At 66.9% G+C, this 18,112-nt stretch carries 15 protein-coding genes; 7 read left to right on the forward strand and 8 right to left on the reverse strand.

Annotation, left to right across the window (positions count from 1 at the left end):
* Positions 1–272: 272 nt before the first annotated feature.
* Positions 273–710, reverse strand: a complete 438-nt coding sequence (locus AC3A6M_RS00005) for a hypothetical protein (RefSeq protein WP_487850705.1) — start codon at positions 708–710, stop codon at positions 273–275.
* Between the two features lies 1 nt (position 711).
* Positions 712–1,374, reverse strand: coding sequence for a TetR family transcriptional regulator (locus AC3A6M_RS00010; protein ID WP_487850706.1), 663 nt, complete (start codon positions 1,372–1,374; stop codon positions 712–714).
* Positions 1,375–1,513: 139 nt separating this feature from the next.
* On the opposite strand from AC3A6M_RS00010, the gene AC3A6M_RS00015 reads away from it, so the two are divergent.
* From AC3A6M_RS00015 to AC3A6M_RS00040, 6 genes are all read left to right on the forward strand, one after another.
* Entirely contained in the window at positions 1,514–2,821 is a 1,308-nt protein-coding gene (locus tag AC3A6M_RS00015; protein WP_487850707.1) for an efflux RND transporter periplasmic adaptor subunit, read from the forward strand.
* A 27-nt stretch (positions 2,822–2,848) separates the two neighbouring features.
* A complete protein-coding gene (locus AC3A6M_RS00020) occupies positions 2,849–6,004 on the forward strand; it encodes an efflux RND transporter permease subunit (protein ID WP_487850708.1) in 3,156 nt (1,051 codons plus the stop codon).
* An 8-nt stretch (positions 6,005–6,012) separates the two neighbouring features.
* A complete protein-coding gene (locus tag AC3A6M_RS00025) occupies positions 6,013–7,437 on the forward strand; it encodes an efflux transporter outer membrane subunit (protein ID WP_487850709.1) in 1,425 nt (474 codons plus the stop codon).
* Between the two features lie 182 nt (positions 7,438–7,619).
* Positions 7,620–8,486 carry a M28 family peptidase gene (locus tag AC3A6M_RS00030; RefSeq protein ID WP_487850710.1) on the forward strand — a complete coding sequence of 289 codons (867 nt, stop codon included), beginning with the start codon at positions 7,620–7,622 and terminating at the stop codon, positions 8,484–8,486.
* Positions 8,487–8,521: 35 nt separating this feature from the next.
* The gene (locus tag AC3A6M_RS00035) at positions 8,522–9,250 is read left to right on the forward strand and encodes a haloacid dehalogenase type II (protein WP_487850711.1); all 729 of its coding nucleotides are present in this window, start codon (positions 8,522–8,524) and stop codon (positions 9,248–9,250) included.
* A 129-nt stretch (positions 9,251–9,379) separates the two neighbouring features.
* Positions 9,380–10,990, forward strand: coding sequence for a methyl-accepting chemotaxis protein (locus AC3A6M_RS00040; protein ID WP_487851211.1), 1,611 nt, complete (start codon positions 9,380–9,382; stop codon positions 10,988–10,990).
* 45 nt (positions 10,991–11,035) lie between these two features.
* On the opposite strand, the gene AC3A6M_RS00045 is transcribed toward AC3A6M_RS00040, so the two are convergent.
* From AC3A6M_RS00045 to AC3A6M_RS00070, 6 genes are all read right to left on the reverse strand, one after another.
* A complete protein-coding gene (locus AC3A6M_RS00045; RefSeq protein ID WP_487850712.1) occupies positions 11,036–12,400 on the reverse strand; it encodes a sensor histidine kinase in 1,365 nt (454 codons plus the stop codon).
* Positions 12,381–13,082 carry a winged helix-turn-helix domain-containing protein gene (locus AC3A6M_RS00050; RefSeq protein ID WP_487850713.1) on the reverse strand — a complete coding sequence of 234 codons (702 nt, stop codon included), beginning with the start codon at positions 13,080–13,082 and terminating at the stop codon, positions 12,381–12,383. The genes AC3A6M_RS00045 and AC3A6M_RS00050 overlap by 20 nt, the downstream gene beginning before the upstream one ends.
* A 67-nt stretch (positions 13,083–13,149) precedes the next feature.
* On the reverse strand, positions 13,150–14,394 hold the full coding sequence (gene hemW / locus AC3A6M_RS00055) for a radical SAM family heme chaperone HemW (protein ID WP_487850714.1): 1,245 nt from the start codon (positions 14,392–14,394) through the stop codon (positions 13,150–13,152).
* The gene (gene rdgB, locus AC3A6M_RS00060) at positions 14,391–14,975 is read right to left on the reverse strand and encodes an RdgB/HAM1 family non-canonical purine NTP pyrophosphatase (RefSeq protein WP_487850715.1); all 585 of its coding nucleotides are present in this window, start codon (positions 14,973–14,975) and stop codon (positions 14,391–14,393) included. The genes hemW and rdgB overlap by 4 nt, the downstream gene beginning before the upstream one ends.
* Positions 14,976–15,008: 33 nt before the next feature.
* Complete coding sequence (locus AC3A6M_RS00065; protein ID WP_487850716.1) at positions 15,009–16,565, reverse strand: hybrid sensor histidine kinase/response regulator; 1,557 nt, start codon at positions 16,563–16,565, stop codon at positions 15,009–15,011.
* Positions 16,566–16,569: 4 nt separating this feature from the next.
* Complete coding sequence (locus AC3A6M_RS00070; protein ID WP_487850717.1) at positions 16,570–17,319, reverse strand: alpha/beta fold hydrolase; 750 nt, start codon at positions 17,317–17,319, stop codon at positions 16,570–16,572.
* Positions 17,320–17,536: 217 nt separating this feature from the next.
* Between AC3A6M_RS00070 and AC3A6M_RS00075 the strand changes: the two genes are divergently transcribed.
* Positions 17,537–17,980, forward strand: a complete 444-nt coding sequence (locus AC3A6M_RS00075) for a nuclear transport factor 2 family protein (RefSeq protein WP_487850718.1) — start codon at positions 17,537–17,539, stop codon at positions 17,978–17,980.
* Positions 17,981–18,112 lie beyond the last annotated feature (132 nt).

Here is an 18,112-nt window from a genome sequence, read left to right on the forward strand (position 1 = left end):
CGCTGTTCACTTCCGCCGTCAGTGACGCGACGCTACCGCCACGCCGACGAAGACCATCAAGCCTCAACCTGTCACCCCTTGGAGAAGCCTGATGATCAGCACAACGTTATTATCCCGGACAGTAGTGCGCGGAGGCGGGATAGTGCCCCCGGCACTATCCCCCCAAGTTTGTTTGCGCTAACGTAACGCGTGCAGAACCTGGATCCCCGCCTCCGCGGGGACGACGGGGTGTTTCGCGGGGACGACGGGGTGTTTCGCGGTGACGACGCGGGTCATTTCTTGCGCCGGAACCGCCACGCGCTGACCGGTTTGCCGCCCGCGTATTCGATGACTTCGATGTGCCGCGTGTCGTACACCAGCGGATACCGGATCCGCACGTCCTCGCCGGCGCGGCCGCAGGTGCTGGTGCGAAGCTGGAGCAGATAGGTCGGGATGCTGCCTTTGACACCGGCAAGGAATTTGGTGCCGCGGCCATCGACGTACACCGTGCCGGGCTTTTCCGTTTTCAGCACGAATTCCTGGACACAGCCTGGCGCCTTCTTGTCCGGTCCGCTCCAGGTCATGCGCTCGCCTTTGACGGTCAGGCTGGTATAGGGGGCCGGCGCCGCCGAACCGTCGTCCAGCACCCAGCGTCCGGTAAATGGCAAGGACTGCGCCAGGACGGCCGGCGCCGCGCCGAGTCCGAGGAGGATGGCAAGCAGATATTTCATGCTAGGCCGCACGTCCGGCACGCAAGCCGTCCATGTACGGATCGATCACGCACCTGCCCAGCTCCAGCAGGTCGAAGCTCTTCGGATCGAACATCCAGTTGCGGATCAGGCCGTCGATCATGGTCCACATCGCCAGCGCCACCGTGCGCGGCTCGATCTCGCAGCCGATCAGGCCTTTGTCGCAGGCCAGGCGGATGCGGCGTTCGGCGCGCGCCATCCAGTCGTTCATGCTGACCTGGCGGCGCACCCGCACCGCGTCCATCTCGTCGACGAATTCCACCTTCAGGGTGGCGATCTCGAACACGCGGCGCGCCACCGGATCCTCGACCGTGCGCCGCAGCACCGCCAGCATGTAGTCGCGCAGGTCGGACAGCGGATCGCTCGACCCGGACTCGTCCAGCACCTGCAGCTCGGCCTCCAGCGGCAGGGTGGCGCGTTCCATCATCGCGTTGAACAGCGCGCCCTTGTCGTCGAAATGCCAGTAGATCGCACCGCGCGTCACACCGGCTTCGCTTGCGATATGCTGCAAGGTCGTCCTGGAGACGCCCTGTTCAACAAACAATTTCTCGGCAGCATCAAGAATGCTGTCCCGTGTGGCAGCGGCCTCTTCTTTGGTTCTGCGGGCCATCGGCGCCTCTCTCCATTTTTTGGTGGTCAAAAACATTAAACATACACTCGTGATAGTATATCCCCGTTTACCTAAAAGCCAGTGACGAATCGTGTGCGGTGCCAGAAGTGCCGCAGGCGATTCTGTCTTTTTTCAACTGAAGGAAGCATTAATGCGCTCTGCCCACTCCTCTACCATGAATCTGACCAGGATCGCCGCGTGCACCCTGACCGCCCTGGCCCTGCTGTCGGGCTGCGGCTCCAAGGATGCCGCCCAGGCCGCCCCCGGCGCCGGCGCCAAGATGCCGGCCCCGCAAGTCGGCGTGATCACGACCAAATTCCAGCAGGTCGCTCTTGAAACCGAACTGCCGGCCCGCGTCGAAGCCATCCGCGTGGCCGAAGTGCGCGCCCGCGTCAACGGCGTCGTGCTGAAGCGCCTGTTTACCGAGGGCAGCATGGTCAAGCAGGGCCAGTCCCTGTTCCAGATCGATCCGGAACCCTACCAGGCACAGGTCAACAGCGCCCAGGCTGCGCTCGGCCGCGCCCAGGCCGCCCAGGCCTCGGCCGCCGCCACCGTCGAGCGCTACAAGCCGCTGGTCGAGGCCAACGCAGTCAGCAAGCAGGAGTACACGAATGCCGTCGCCGCCGCCAAGCAGGGCGAGGCCGACGTCAACGCCGCCCGGGCCCAGCTGCGCATCGCCCAGATCAACTATGGCTACGCCAACGTCTACGCGCCGATCTCGGGCCGCATCGGCCGCGCCCTGGTCACCGAAGGCGCGCTGGTCTCCGCCAACGAGGCGACCCAGCTGGCCCTGATCCAGCAGACCGACAACGTCTACCTGAACATCACCCAGTCGGCCTCCGAACTGCAGCGCCTGCGCAAGAGCGCCGGCGGGCGCGGCATCGACTCGGCGATCCCGGTGTCGGTGATCCTCGACGACGGCACCGAACTGGGCCGCAAGGGCAAGCTGCTGTTCTCGGACGTGACCGTCGACCCGACCAGCGGCCAGGTGACCCTGCGCGCCCAGGTCGCGAACCCGGACAACGCCCTGCTGCCGGGCCAGTACGTGCGCGTGCGCCTGGCCCAGTCCGAGCTGCCGAAAGGCATCCTGGTGCCGCAGCAGGCCGTCACCCGCGGCGGCCAGACCGGCGATACCGTGATGGTCATCGGCCCGGACAACAAGCCGGTCCAGCGCACCGTCAGGATCGCGTCGCAGCAGGGCGCCGACTGGGTCGTCACCGATGGCCTGCAGGAAGGCGAGAAAGTCATGGTCGACGGCTTCCAGAAGCTGCAGATGCTGCCGCCGGGCACCCCGGTACAGCCGGTGGCCTGGGTCCCGCAAGCCGCGACCGCGCCGGCCGCTGCAGCTGCGCCTGCCGCCCAACCGGCTGGCGCCAGCGCCACCGGCGCTACCCCCGCCGCTGCCAGCCGCACCGCGGATACGCCGAAAGCCGGTTCGCCGGCCGCCGGCGCCGCCGCCGGCCCGGGCAATACCCGCCAGTAAGAGCAACACTAGAAACAGGACTTCCCAATGGCTCGTTTTTTTATTGACCGCCCAATTTTCGCCTGGGTGATCGCGCTGTTCATCATGGTGCTTGGCGGCGTCGCCATCAAGCAGCTGCCGATCGCGCAATACCCGACCGTGGCGCCGCCGTCGATCGTCGTCAGCGTCGCCTACCCGGGCGCCTCGGCACAGACCCTCGAGGACTCGGTCATCTCCGTGATCGAGCGCGAGATGAACGGTTCCCCCGGCATGGTCTACATGGAGTCGACCAGCCAGGCCAACGGCACCGGTTCCATCACGATCTCGTTCGAGACCGGCACCGATCCCGACCTGGCCCAGGTCGACGTCCAGAACCGCCTGTCGCGCGCGACCCCGCGCCTGCCGGCGGCCGTGACCCAGCAGGGCGTGCGCGTCGACAAGGCGCGCTCGAACTTCCTGCTGTTTACCATCCTCTCGTCGGACGACCCGAACTGGGACCCGATCGCGCTGGGCGACTACGCCTCGCGTAACGTGCTGCCCGAGATCCAGCGGATCAAGGGCGTGGGCCAGGCCCAGCTGTTCGGCACCGAGAAGGCGATGCGCATCTGGATCGATCCGGCCAAGCTGGTCGGCTTCCGCCTGTCGGCCGCCGACGTCAACAACGCGATCCGCACCCAGAACGCCCAGGTGGCCTCCGGCACCATCGGCGACCTGCCGCTGAACGTCGGCCAGCAGATCACCGCCACCGTGGTGGTGACCGGCCAGCTGTCGAACGTCGAACAGTTCGGCAACATCGTGCTGCGCGCGAACCCGGACGGCTCGACCGTCCGCCTGAAGGACGTGGCCCGCATCGAGATCGGCGGCCAGGCCTACGCGACCTCGGCGCGCCTGAACGGCAAGCCGTCGACCGGTATCGGCGTGCAGCTGTCGCCGACCGGTAACGCGCTGGAAACCGCCCAGCTGATCAAGACCCGCATGAACGAACTGTCGAAGTACTTCCCGCACGGGATGAAGTACGCGATCCCGTACGACTCGACCAAGTTCATCCAGATCTCGATCAAGCAGGTCGTCGAGACCCTGATCGAAGCGGTGATCCTGGTGTTCATCGTGATGTACGTGTTCCTGCAGAACATCCGCTACACCCTGATCCCGACCATCGTGGTGCCGGTCGCCCTGCTCGGCTCCTTCGCCACCCTGCTGGCGCTGGGCTTCTCGATCAACGTGCTGACCATGTTCGGCATGGTCCTTGTCATTGGTATCGTCGTCGACGACGCCATCGTGGTGGTGGAAAACGTCGAGCGCATCATGTCCGAGGAAGGCTTGCCGCCGCTGCTGGCGACCCGCAAGGCGATGGGCCAGATCTCGGGCGCGATCATCGGCGTGACCGTGGTGCTGATCTCGGTGTTCGTGCCGCTGGCCTTCTTCGCCGGCGCGGTCGGCAACATCTACCGCCAGTTCTCGGCGGTGATGGTGTCCTCGATCGCGTTCTCGGCCTTCCTGGCGCTGTCGCTGACCCCGGCGCTGTGCGCGCACCTGCTGAAACCCGTGGAAGCCGGCCACCACATGGAGAAGCGCGGCTTCTTCGGCTGGTTCAACCGCACCTTCTCCACCGGCGCCAAGCGCTATGAAGGTTTTGTGGGCAAGATCCTGCGCCGCACCGGCCGCGCGCTGGTCGTGTTCGTGCTGCTGATCGGCCTGGTGGGCCTGGTCTTCACCAGGATGCCGAACTCCTTCCTGCCGAACGAGGACCAGGGCTACATCATCGCCAACATCCAGCTGCCACCGGGCGCCACCGCCGAGCGCACCAGCGCCGTGCTGAAGGCCGCCGAGGACTACGTGATGAAGCAGCCGGAAGTCGCCGACATGGTGTCCGTGACCGGCTTCTCGTTCTCGGGCCAGGGCCAGAACATGGGCCTCGCCTTCATCCCGCTGAAGTCCTGGGACGAGCGCAAGGAAAAAGGTTCGGACGCACAGAGCCTGGCCGGCCGCATCACGGGGCACCTGATGGCGCTGCGCGACTCCTTCATCTTCGTGGTGAGCCCGCCGCCGATCCCGGAACTGGGCCGCGGCGCCGGCTTCTCGTTCCGCCTGCAGGACCGCGGCGGCCTCGGCCACGCGGCACTGCTGCAGGCGCGTAACCAGCTGCTGGGCATGGCAATGCAGAGCAAGGTCCTGACCGGCATCCGTCCGGAAGGCCTGGAAGACGCGCCGCAGCTGCAGCTCGACATCGACCGCGACAAGGCGCAGGCGCTGGGCGTGACCTTCGACGCGATCAACAACGCGATCTCGACCTCGCTGGGGTCGGCCTACATCAACGACTTCCCGAACGCCGGCCGCCTCCAGCGCGTGGTGGTGCAGGCCGACGCCAAGGACCGCATGCAGCCGGAAGACCTGCTGCGCCTGAACGCGATGAACACCAAGGGCCAGCCGGTGCCGCTGTCGGCCTTCGCAAGCACTAAGTGGATCACCGGCCCGATGCAGACCACCCGCTACAACGGCTACCCGGCGATGAGCATTACCGGCGAACCCGCCCCGGGCCACTCGTCCGGCGACGCGCTGCAGGAAATGCAGAACCTGGCGGCCAAGCTGCCGGCCGGCTTCGCCTACGAGTGGACCGGCCAGTCGCGCGAGGAAATCCTGTCCGGCTCGACCGTGTTCGTGCTGATCGGCTTCTCGCTGCTGGCCGTGTTCCTGGCCCTGGCGGCGCTGTATGAAAGCTGGTCGATCCCGGTCTCGGTGCTGCTGGTGGTGCCGCTGGGCGTGCTCGGCTCGCTGCTGGCCGCGACCATGCGCGGCATGCCGAACGACGTCTACTTCAAGGTCGGCCTGATCACCGTGATCGGCCTGGCGGCGAAGAACGCGATCCTGATCATCGAGTTCGCGAAGGACCTGCAGGCGCAGGGCAAGTCGCCGATCGAAGCGGCGCTGCAGGCGGCCCACCTGCGTTTCCGTCCGATCATCATGACCTCGCTGGCCTTCATCCTCGGCGTGCTGCCGCTGGTGATCGCCAGCGGCGCCGGCGCGGCTTCGCAGCGCGCCATCGGTACCGGCGTGATGGGCGGCATGATCACGGCGACGGCGCTGGGCGTGTTCTTCGTACCCGTGTTCTTCGTGGTGGTCCGCAGCCTGTTCAAGGGCAGCGAGCGCACGCGCAAGATGTACGCGCATGAAGAAGACACCACTGTCATCAACGAAAAAATCTGATGGGCGACATGAAACGACTCTCTACCCTGCTTCCCCTGACCATGGCCCTGGTGCTGGCAGGCTGCGTGAACCTGGCGCCCAAGTACGAGCGCCCGGCCGCGCCGGTGGCCGCCGGCTTCCCGACGGTGGCCGGCACCGTCGCCAGCGGCAACCCGGTGGCGAATGAAGCCCCGGCCGGCATCGCCTGGCAGCGCTTCTTCGCGGATGCGCGCCTGCAGCAGCTGATCCAGATGGCGCTGGCGAACAACCGCGACCTGCGCGTCTCGATCCTGAACATCGAGCAGGCCCGCGCGGCCTTCCAGATCCAGCGCGCGGCGCGCTTCCCCACCGTCAACGCGGGCTTCAGCGGCAGCCGCCAGGCCGCCGGCGGCAATGCCGAGGTCAACAGCGTCTACCAGGCCGGCCTGACCGTCACGGCCTTCGAGCTGGACCTGTTCGGCCGCGTGCGCAACCTGAGCGATGCGGCGCTGGCGCAGTACCTGGCGACCGAGGAAGCGCGCAAGTCGGCGCAGATCAGCCTGGTCGCCACGGTGGCCAACACCTACCTGGCCCTGCTGGCCGACGACGAGCTGCTGGCGCTGACCCAGCAGACCCTCAAGACGCGCGAGGAATCGCTGCGCCTGACCCGGCTGCGCTTCGAGAATGGCGTGATCTCCAAGCTCGACCTGCAGCAGTCGGTCTCGCTGGTCGAGCAGGCCCGCACCGTGCTGGCCCAGCAGCAGCGCCAGCGCGCCCAGGACGCCAACGCCCTGACCCTGCTGGTCGGCCAGCCGATTCCGGACACCCTGCCGGCGGGCGGCACCCTGGCTGCTACCGACCTGCCCGACCTGCCGGCCGGCATGCCGTCCGACCTGCTGATCGCGCGTCCGGACATCCGCGCCGCCGAGCAGCAGCTGATCGCGGCCAACGCCGACATCGGCGCGGCGCGCGCGAACTACTTCCCGCGCATCTCGCTGACCGGCAGCGCGGGCAGCGCCAGCTCGGAACTGTCGGGCCTGTTCAAGGGCGGTTCCTTCGGCTGGTCCTTCGCGCCGCAGGCGATCCTGCCGCTGTTCGACTTCGGCGCCCGCCGCGCCGGCGTCGAGAGCGCGAAGGCCGGCCGCGACATCGCGGTGGCCCGCTACGAGAAGTCGATCCAGACTGCGTTCCGCGAAGTCTCGGACGCCCTCGCCGGCCAGGCCACCTTCAGCGAGCAGCTGCGTGCCCAGCAGGCGGTGGCGGCGGCGGAAGCCGACCGCTTCAACCTCTCTAGCCTGCGCTACCAGAGCGGCACCGCCAGCTACCTCGACCTGCTGGATGCCCAGCGTTCGCTGTTCACCGCCCAGCAGCAGGCGATCGAAGCGAACCTGGCGCGCCTGCAGAACCAGGTGACGCTGTACCGCGTGCTGGGCGGCGGCTGGAGCGAGCCGGCCAACGCGACCGCCGCACGCTGAACGCCTGGCGCGCGGCGCACGATTGAGGGGCCCTGCAACCGGGGCCGTCCTGCGATTTCTGTATGATGGAATCGCAGGACGGCCCCGGTTTCTTTTTGCTCCGTCTCCCTCTCATGCGAACCTTTCTACGTGCACACTGGAAAGTCGTTGTCGCCATCGTTCTGCTCGTGCTGCTGGCAACGATGACCGTCAACCCAGGCGCGGCGGCGCCCGAACTGCCGCTCGCGGCGCGCCTGCGTGCCCACGTGTCGGCGACCGCTTCCAGCGGGCACGATACCGCCACGCCGGCCGAACGCGAACGGGCCGCGCGCTACATCGAGAGCGTGCTGGAGGCCGAGGGCTACGCGATCCGGCGCCACGCCTACCGGGCCGGCGGACGGATGATGCGCAACATCGAGGTGTCGGTGTCGAACCTCGCACCGGCTACCCGGCCGGCACGCATATTCATCGTCGGCGCCCATGACGACGACAGCGGCACCGCCGCCGTGCTCGAGCTGTCGCGCCTGCTCAAGGACATGCGCCCCAGCCAGGGCACCGAAGTGAAGTTCGTCTTCTTCCTCAACGAGGAGCAGCCCTGGTCCAAAGGAGAAGAAATCGGCGGCATCCAGTACGGCGCGGACGCGCCCGCGCTCGAAGCCATCGGCTGGTACACGCTGCAGCGCCATGGCGGACAACACCGGCCCGGCATGGAGAAGCGCGATGCGGGCCCCGGCAGCTTCGTCGCCTTCGTCGGCACCCAGGCATCGTCGCGCCTGGTGCAGGACGCCCTGTCCGCCTTCCGCGCCGTGTCCGACCTGCCGGCCCACGGCCTGGCCGCGCCGGCCTACGTGCAGGGCGTGACGCTGTCGGATCGCTCCGCCTACCGCCGCTCCGGCCATCCCGCCATCCTGATCGCGGACACCGGATTCATGCGCTACCCCTATTACAGGATGAAGGCGGACGACGGCGCCGGGGAGTCGCCGGACAGGTTCGACTACGAGGGCACGGCGCGCGTGCTGGAGGGCCTGGCGCGCACGATCCGCGCGCTGGCAGCCGGACAGCAGGGGTGATCGATGGCGGGGGCATCCATCACGGCGAGGCGCGCATGACCTGCAGGCTCCAGCAGGTCGGCTTCCTCGGCTTCGACGTGTTCGGCACGGTCGTCGACTGGCGTTCGGGCGTGGAACGGGCCGCCGCTCCCTTCCTGGAGCGCTACGACATCGACCTCGATCCCTTCGCCTTCGCCAACGCCTGGCGCGCGCTGTACCAGCCGTCGATGGAACGGGTGCGTTCGGGCCAGCGTCCCTGGGCCAGGCTCGACGTCCTGCAGCGCGAGAACCTCGAACGGCTGCTCGCCTCGCACGGGGTGGCGGTGGACGACATTCCGGAACAGGACCTGGCCGACCTGACGCGCGCCTGGGAAAGGCTGGACCCCTGGCCCGATGCCGTGGCCGGGCTGGCGCGGCTCAAGCGGCGCTTTGCCATCGCCCCGATCTCGAACGGCCATATCGCCGGGATGCTGAGGCTGGCGCGCTTCGGCGGCCTGCCCTGGGATGCGATCCTGGGCGCGGAAATTTCACGCAGCTACAAACCGCAGCCGGCGACCTATCTGCAATCGCTGGAAGCGGCCGGCTTCGCGCCGGAGCAGGCGGCGATGGTGGCGGCCCACAACGGCGACCTGCGCGCGGCGCGGGCCCTGGGCATGCGCACGGTGTTCGTGTGCCGGCCGCACGAGTACGGGCCGGACCAGGACACGGACCTGCGGGCCGAAGAGGATTGGGACGTGGTGGCCGGGTCGCTCACCGAGGTGGCGGACATCCTCGGCTGCGCCTGAGAGGTGCAAATTTGCGACAACACCGCACCGCAGCACGGAAATATCTTTCCTCACTGCAAGTAATTACTCCATACTTACCTTGGGTATTTATAAAAACTAACTCTTTACACCAAGAGGAATCTGGAGATGATGAAGTACTTTCTGCGCCATGTGCGCATCGGCAGCCGCCTGACCATCGCCTTCGCGCTGATCCTGGTGCTCGCCATGATCGCCACCGCTTCCGCCCTGCTGGCAGCCCGCGCCAACGTCGACGCGACCGAGAAGATGCTGGCCGTCCCGCTGACCAAGGAGCGCCTGGTGTCGGACTGGAACGTCAACACCTATTCCGCGATCGTCCGCACCTCGCTGATCGCGCGCAGCACCGACAACACCCTGAGCAGCGTATTCGCCAAGGACATCGCCGACAGCGTCACCCGCACCTCCGAGATCGTCAAGCGGGTCGAACCCCTGCTCGACTCGCCGGAGGAACAGGCGCAGCTGAAGAAGGTGCAGGCCCTGCGCGCCAGGTACCAGGCGGCCAAGGTCGAAGTCATGGATGCCAAGAAGGCCGGCGACAGCATCACCGCCGAGCGCCGCTACGACGAGGGCTTCGCCCCGGCCGCCCAGGCCTACTCGGCCGCGCTGCAGGATCTGCTGGCGATGCAGCGCCAGACCATCGACCGGATCACCCACGCCAGCCGCACCGCCTATGAAGAACGGTCGCGCTTCGTGCTCGTGCTGAACGGCCTGATGATCGCGCTGGTCGCATTCGGCGCCGTGACGATCACGCGCAGCATCGTCCGTCCGCTGTCGCGCGCGGTGAAGGTGGCGGAAACCGTCGCCGCCGGCGACCTCACCGGCTCGTTCGACCATGGGCGCCGCGACGAAATCGGCGACCTGCTGCGCGCGATGCAGTCGATGAACGACGGACTGGCCAAGGTGGTGTCCGAGGTGCAGGAAGGCACGCGCACGATCGCCGCCGGCTCCACCGAAATCGCGAGCGGCAACCTCGACCTGTCGGCGCGCACCGAACAGCAGGCCAGCTCGCTGGAAGAAACCGCGGCATCGATGGAGGAACTGACGTCGACCGTGCGCCACAACGCGGACAACGCCACCCAGGCCAACCAGATGGCCCAGGCGGCGTCGGCGGTCGCGGCGCGCGGCGGGGAAATCGTCGGCCAGGTGGTCGATACGATGGGCGCGATCGACAGCGCCTCGCGCAAGATCGTCGACATCATCGGCGTCATCGACGGCATCGCCTTCCAGACCAATATCCTGGCGCTGAACGCGGCGGTGGAAGCGGCGCGCGCCGGCGAACAGGGCCGCGGCTTCGCCGTCGTGGCCTCCGAAGTGCGCAACCTGGCGCAGCGCTCGGCGACGGCGGCCAGGGAGATCAAGGCCCTGATCGGCGACTCGGTGGCCCAGGTGAATACCGGCACGGCGCTGGTGCAGCAGGCCGGCGCCACGATCGAGGAAGTCGTCGCCAGCGTGGCGCGGGTGACCGACATCATGGCCGAGATCACTGCCGCCAGCCGCGAGCAGAGCGCCGGCATCGACCAGGTCAACGCGGCGATCACCCAGATGGACCAGGCCACCCAGCAGAACGCGGCCCTGGTCGAAGAAGCCGCGGCGGCCGCGTCCAGCATGCAGGAACAGTCGGCGCGCCTCGATGAACTGATGCGCCGCTTCCGCCTGGCGCACGCCGCGCCCACGCCCGGCCTTTCCGCACGGCGCCCGGCCCCGGCCCTCAGCGCCGATTGATCCCGGCAGGCGTCCGGCGGCGCTGCCGGTCCGGAGCGCCGCGCCCTATTCGCTGCGGAACACGAGGCTGACCTCCAGGCCCGGCCTGGCGTTGCGCAGCCGCAGCGTGGCGCCGTGCAGCTGGACGATGGCGGCCACGATCGACAGCCCGAGGCCATTGCCCGGCAGGCCGCGGCTCTGGTCGACCCGGTAGAAGCGTTCGCACAGCCTGCCGATGTCGGCCTCCGGCACGCCCGGGCCGTAGTCACGCACGGACACGACGGTGTGTTCGCGGTCGGCGGCCACGCCGATGTCGACGCAGCTGCCGATTTTTGCATACTTGATGGCATTGTCGATCAGGCTGGCCAGTGCGGTCGCCAGCAGGTCGCGGTCGCCGCGCACGTTCAGCGCCTCCGCGCCGGTATAGCGCAGCATCATGTCCTGCTCGTCGGCGGCGGCTTCGTACAGCTCGGCCATGTCGCGCGCGATGGCGGCGATGTCGAGCAGGCCGAACGAGCGGGTCCGCACGCCGCTCTCGGCCGCCGCGATCTGCAGCAGCTTGTCGAACAGGCCGATCAGGCTGTCGATTTCCTCGATCGCCAGGCGGGCATCGCCGACCAGCGCCTGCGGATCGGCGGTGGCGCCGAGCGCCCGCTCCAGCCGGCTGCGCACCCGGCCGAGGGGAGTGCGCAGGTCGTGCGCGATCGAATTCGAGACATGGCGCACCCCTTCCATCAGCGACTCGATGCGGTCGAGCATCTGGTTGATGTCGGTGCCGAGGCGCGCGAACTCGTCGTTGCCCGGCACCGTGATCCGGCTCGACAGTTCGCCGGCCGCGATGCGCGCGGCGGTGCGCCGGATATGCCCGATGCGGGCCTCGATCAGGCGCCGGAACAGCAAGGCGCCGGCAAAGGCCAGCAGCAGCGAGACCGAGGAACTGATCAGCAGTGCGCGCTCGATGACGTCACGGATGGCATCGAGTTCGCTCAGGTCGTGCCCGACCACCAGCTGCCTGCCGCCCGCGAGCGGCACGGCCATCAGGCGCACCGACACCGTCGCGTTGCCGCGCGCCATCGTGTCGAACACCAGCCGGCCCGGCGCCAGCGTGCCCTGCCATGCGCCGAGGTTGCCGGCCAGGCTGCGGCCGGCGGCGTCGACCAGGCCGATCAGTTCGGTGTCGCTGTCGATCCGGTCATGCAGCTGCAGGTCGACCTGGCGCCGCAGGCCGGCATCGCCCTCGGCATGCCAGGCATCCGACAGGCGCAGCGCGTTGGCCCTGATCTTGTTGTCGATCGAACGCTCGAGCACGCCCACGGTGCCGATATAGAAGATGGTCGACAGCGCCGCGACCGACAGCGCGACCAGCAGGCCATAGCCGATCGCCAGCCGCGCGACGATCGAGCCGCGCAGGCTAAGGCGCAGCCGGGCCATAACCGGAGGCGCTCAGCACGTAACCGGCGCCGCGCACGGTGTGGATCAGCGGCGGGTCGAAGTCCTTGTCGATCTTGCTGCGCAGGCGGCTGATCTGTACGTCGATGACGTTGGTCTGGGGGTCGAAATGATAGTCCCACACGCCTTCCAGCAGCATGGTGCGGGTCACGATCTGGCCCTCATGGCGCATCAGGTATTCGAGCAGGCGGAACTCGCGCGGCTGCAGGTTGATCGGGACGCCGCGGCGCGTGACGCGGACCGTGAGCAGGTCGAGCTGCAGGTCGGCCACGTGCAGCTGGGTCACCTCGCGCGACCAGGTCGCCCGGCGCGTCAGGTTGGCGACCCGCGCCAGCAGCTCGGACATGACGAAGGGCTTGGCCAGGTAGTCGTCGCTGCCGGCGCGCAGGCCGCGCACGCGTTCGTCCACGTTGTTCAGGGCGCTCAGGATCAGCACCGGCGTCATGTCGCCGCGCGCCCGCATCTGCTCGAGGATGCCGACGCCGTCGACCTGGCCGGGCAGCATGCGGTCCAGCACCACGATGTCCCAGCGCCGTTCGCGCAAGTGGCGGCCGGCGTCGCTGCCATTGTCGAGCGCGAGCACGATGAAACCGGCGGATTCGAGACCGGCCCGCAGGTACTCGCGGGTCTCGGCGTCGTCTTCGATAAGGAGGCAGTGTGGCATGGGTGGAAGTATAGGCGAGCCCGCGCGCCGCCGGTATTACGGTTCGGTAAGCCGGGCCGGTCCCGCCCTACTCCCCCAGGAACATCTCCTGCAGGTCGTTCAGGAAGCGTTGCCCCAGTCCGGTCGGCTTGATCAGCTTGAAGTCGCGGTAGATCAGTCCCTTGGCCTCGGCCTCGTTCAACGCCTTCTCGATCATGGTGATGGACAGGCCGGTGCGCTCGCCGAACAGGTTCGGGTCGAAGCCTTCGGTCAGGCGCAGCAGATTGAGCATGAACTCGAAGCCCATCTCGCCGCGCGCGATCTCGTGCTCCTCGTGCACCGCGTTGCCCTTCTGCGCCGCCTCGATGAAGGATGCCGGCTGCTTGTAGCGCGCCTGGCGCAGCACGCGGTGCGGGAACGACAGCTTGGAATGGGCGCCCGCGCCGATGCCGAGGTAGTCGCCGAAGGTCCAGTAGTTCAGGTTGTGGCGCGCCCGGTGTCCCGGCTTCGCATAGGCCGACACTTCGTAGTGCTCGTACCCTGCCCCGGCCATCTTCTCCAGGATCATGTCCTGGATATCGGCGCTCTCGTCGTCGCTGGGCAGCTGCGGCGGATACTTCGCGAACACCGTGTTCGGCTCCATCGTCAGGTGGTACAGCGACAGGTGCGGCGGCGCGAAGGCCAGCGCGGTGTCGATGTCGCGCCGGGCTTCCTCGAGCGTTTGCCCGGGCAGCGCGTACATCAGGTCGAGGTTGAAGTTGTCGAAGTTCGCCTGCGCGATCTCGACCGCTTTTCGCGCCTCGTTCTCGTCGTGGATGCGGCCCAGCGCCTGCAGGTGCCTGCCGTTGAAGCTCTGGATGCCGATCGACAGGCGGTTGATGCCGCTGGCGCGGTAGGCCTTGAATTTCTCGGCTTCGAAGGTGCCGGGGTTGGCCTCCATCGTGATCTCGGCATTGATCTCCAGCGGAAGGAGGGTCCGCAGGTCGGACAGCAGGCGGTCCAGGCCAGCCGCCGACATCAGGCTGGGCGTGCCGCCGCCGATGAAGACGGTGTGGATCTTGCGGCCCCAGATCAGCGGCAGCGACTGTTCGAGGTCGGCGCGCAGCGCGTCCAGGTATTCCTGTTCCGGGATCGGCCCCTTCGACTCGTGCGAGTTGAAATCGCAGTACGGGCACTTGCGCACGCACCAGGGCCAGTGGATGTACAGGGACAGCGGCGGCAGCGCGGTCAGGTTCAGCGAACCGGGCTGCAGGTATTGCAGGGCGGCCGTGGCGGGCGAACGCGGCTCCGTGTTCGCCGGGATGCCATTGCCGATGGGTTTGATCGGGATCATTTCAGCTTCTCGACCAGTGCGCGAATCGCCTGGCCACGGTGAGAGATGGCGTTTTTCTCGGCCGGCTCGAGCTCGGCGGTGGTCTTGCCCAGTGCCGGGATCAGGAAGTACGGATCGTAGCCGAAGCCGTTGGCGCCGCGCGGCGTGTCGACGATCTGGCCGCGCCAGATGCCGTCGGCGATGACCGGCTGCGGATCGTCGGCATGGCGCACGTAGACCAGCACGCAATAGTAATAGGCCGACTTGTCGGCGTGGGGAGCCAGGTCCGCGACCAGCTTTTCGTTGTTGCGGGCATCCGACTTCGGCTCGCCGGCATAGCGCGCGGAATAGACGCCGGGCGCGCCGCCGAGGGCGTTCACGCACACGCCGGAATCGTCGGCCAGCGCCGGCAGGCCGGTCAGGCGCGATGCATGGCGCGCCTTCTGCAGCGCGTTCTCGACGAAGGTGCCGAAGGGCTCCTCGGCTTCGGGGACGTTGAATTCGCCCTGCGGATGCAGTTCGAAACCGATCGGGGCCAGCAGCTGGGCAAATTCCTTGAGCTTGCCCGCGTTGTTCGAGGCAAGGATGAGGCGTTGGGTCATGGTGTGTAGGGATAGCGCAGGGAAGGCGCTATTTTAGCGCTGTGCGGCTGCGCCGTCCCCATGCAACAAAGGTTTGAGCAGTTCGAAATCGATCGGTTTGGTCAGGTGATGATCGAAACCGGCATCGAAGGCGCGCTCGCGGTCCTTTTGCTGGCCCCAGCCGGTCGTGGCGATCAGTGTCATGGCGGGTCCGCCGGGCAACTGGCGCAGGCGGCGCGCCAGTTCGTAGCCATTCATGTCGGGCAGGCCGATATCGAGCAGGACGACCGCGGGGTCGGCGATGGCGATCAGCTCCAGCGCCTGCGCTCCCGAGTGCGCGACCATGACGTGGCAACCGAACAACTCGAGCGCCATTGCCAGCGTCTCGGCCGCATCCTGGTTGTCGTCGACCACCAGGATGCGGGCCTGGGCGAGCGCAACTTCGGCAGGCGCTTGCGCGACCGGGCATGACACGCCGGCGGCGAGCGGCAGGCGCACGGTGAAGGTACTGCCCTTGTGCTGCCCCGCGCTCTCGGCGTGGATACTGCCGCCATGCAGTTCGACGATCCCGCGTACCAGGGCAAGACCGATGCCGAGACCGCCCTTGGCCCGTTCCAGCGCCGGCTCGAGCTGCGAAAACATGTCGAAGACGGTGGCGAGCGCGGGGGCCGGAATGCCGATCCCGTTGTCGCACACCCGTATCTCGGCCACTTCCGCGTCGCAGACCAGGTGCAATTCGATCAGGCCGCCGTCCGGCGTATATTTGGCGGCATTGGTCAGCAGGTTGATCACCACCTGGGCCAGCCTGGTCGCGTCGCCGTCGACGACGGCCGGCGCCTCGCACACGGACAGGCGCAAGGTATGCCCTGCCGCCTTCATCATCGCGGCCGTATCGTTTGCCGCACTGCGCACGAGCGCGGACAGCTCGACCGGCGCGCGGCGCAGCTGCATGCGTCCCTGGGTGATGCGCGAGACTTCCATCAGGTCATCGACAAGCCGCGTGAGATGGCGAAGCTGGCGGTCGAAGACCTGGAACAGGCGGTCGTCGCCCGCCTGGCCAAACCTGAGCTTGAACACGTCGAGCGCGCTGCGCATGGGGGCCAGGGGATTGCGCAGTTCGTGCGAGAGCGTCGCCAGGAATTCGTCTTTCCGGCGATCGGCCAGCGACAACTGCGCATTCAGCTTCTTCAGCTCGGCTTCGGCTGCTTCCGCGGCTTTACGTGCGCTTAGCAATTCGCGCTCGTAAGCGCGGCGGTCGGACGCCTTGAAGATGGCCCAATGATCGACGGTCCGGCCGTTTTCCTGCCGCCGCAGGATATTCATCAGCACCGGCAAGCGCTCCTGGCGGCGGTTGCGCAGGTCGACCTGGATCTCGCCCACGGACCCCTGCACCTGGAGGATAGGCTGGCAATGCGTGTTATAGAACAGGCGCGCGCCGACCGGCAGCAGGTCCACCACGCGCACCTTGCCGACCAGGTCTTCCGCTTCGTAGCCGAGCCAGCCGCAAGCCGTACTGTTTACCTTGAGTATCAGCCCGTCGCTTGCCGTCACCAGCAAGGCGCATGCCGCGTGATCGAACAGGCTGTCATCGGAAGGCGGGTCTCCTGTCACGACATCAGCGCAAGGTCTGCGCAAGGAAGTGATCGATCGCCTGCGAGCTCTCGGTGGGGGCACTCATGTGCGGACAATGGCCGACGTTGTCGATGACGTGCAGGGTGCTGGCCGGCAGCTTGCGATGCAGGAACTCGCCGACCGTGCGGGGAGCCACGAGGTCATCGCTGCATTGCAGGATCAGGGCCGGCACGGTCGACCGTGCCACGTCTTCACGATGGTCGGACAGGAAAGTAACGCGGGCAAAATGCTTGGCGATGTCGGGCTCGTTACGGCAAAAACTGTTGGTCAGTTCCTGCCGCAGCTCGGGCCGGTCGGGAACGCCCATGATGGCCGGCGCCAGGTTGCTCGACCAGCCGAGGTAATTCGCCTCCATCGTTTCCAGCAACTCGTCGATGTCTTCGCGGCTGAAGCCGCCGATATAGTCGCCATCGTTGATGTAGCAGGGAGATGGGCCGACCATGACCTGGGCGCTGAACTTGTGCGGCGCCTTGATCGTGGCCAGCAGGCCGATCATCGTGCTGACGGAGTGCCCGACGAACACCACCGGGCCGGTAGCGAACTCGTCGATGATTTCCAGCAGGTCGTCGGCATAGCCGTGCAGGCTGCCGTATTTTTCGCGGTCGTACGCCGACAGGTCCGAGCAGCCGCTGCCGACCAGGTCGAACGCGATCGTCCTGAAACGTTCCTCGTAGGCCGGTGCGAGGAAGCGCCACATGGTCTGGTCGCAACCGAACCCGTGAGCGAAAACCATGGTCGCCGCGCCTTTGCCAGAGACATGAACGTTGTTGCGAATCTTTACGAGCGACATCGTTTTATGCTCTCTAACAAATTTAACATTCAGCATTATACGTCGTAACGACGAGCACAGGCGCGAACATGCAATGTCCTCGTCCGGCATCCTTGACTTATTCATGGCGGGTACTAGGCTGATTCATCGGCCATCCGGCCGACACACTGAAGGAGACGCCATGGACGCACAGCAAAACAAGCAATTGGTGCAGGAAGCGTATCGGATGTTCATGCAAGGGGACATCGCCGGCATCCTCGCCCGCTGCACCGACGATGCCGAATGGACCAGCCCGGAATCGGAGTATGTCCCTTTCGCCGGCACCTTCCGCGGCAAGCAGGGCATTGCCGAGTTCTTCTCCAAGCTCGACGCTAGCACCCAGGCCATCCGCTTCGAACCGCGGGAATTCATTGCGGAAGGCGACAAGGTGGTGGTGCTGGGACATGCGACCTGGCATGTCAAAACGACCGGACGCGAACTGGACACGCCATGGGTCCACGTGTTCACCATGCGTGACGGCAAAATGGCCCGTTTCGAAGCCCACAGCAATACGGCGGCGGCGAATCGGGCTTTCCAGCCTGAGCAGGGGGCGCAGGCGTCGATGGGGACGCAACTGCATCACTAGGCCGGTGCATTCCGCCCGCCGGCATTATTGACCTAACGCATCTGTCTTCAATACAGCGCGCTGGCGGGCGCATGAGCGTATATCAACGAGGCGCTTCGCATTGAGTTGTGACCTTCTCGGAAAGCGCCAAGT

Source organism: Telluria sp. Soil_C_11 (genome assembly GCF_057657395.1).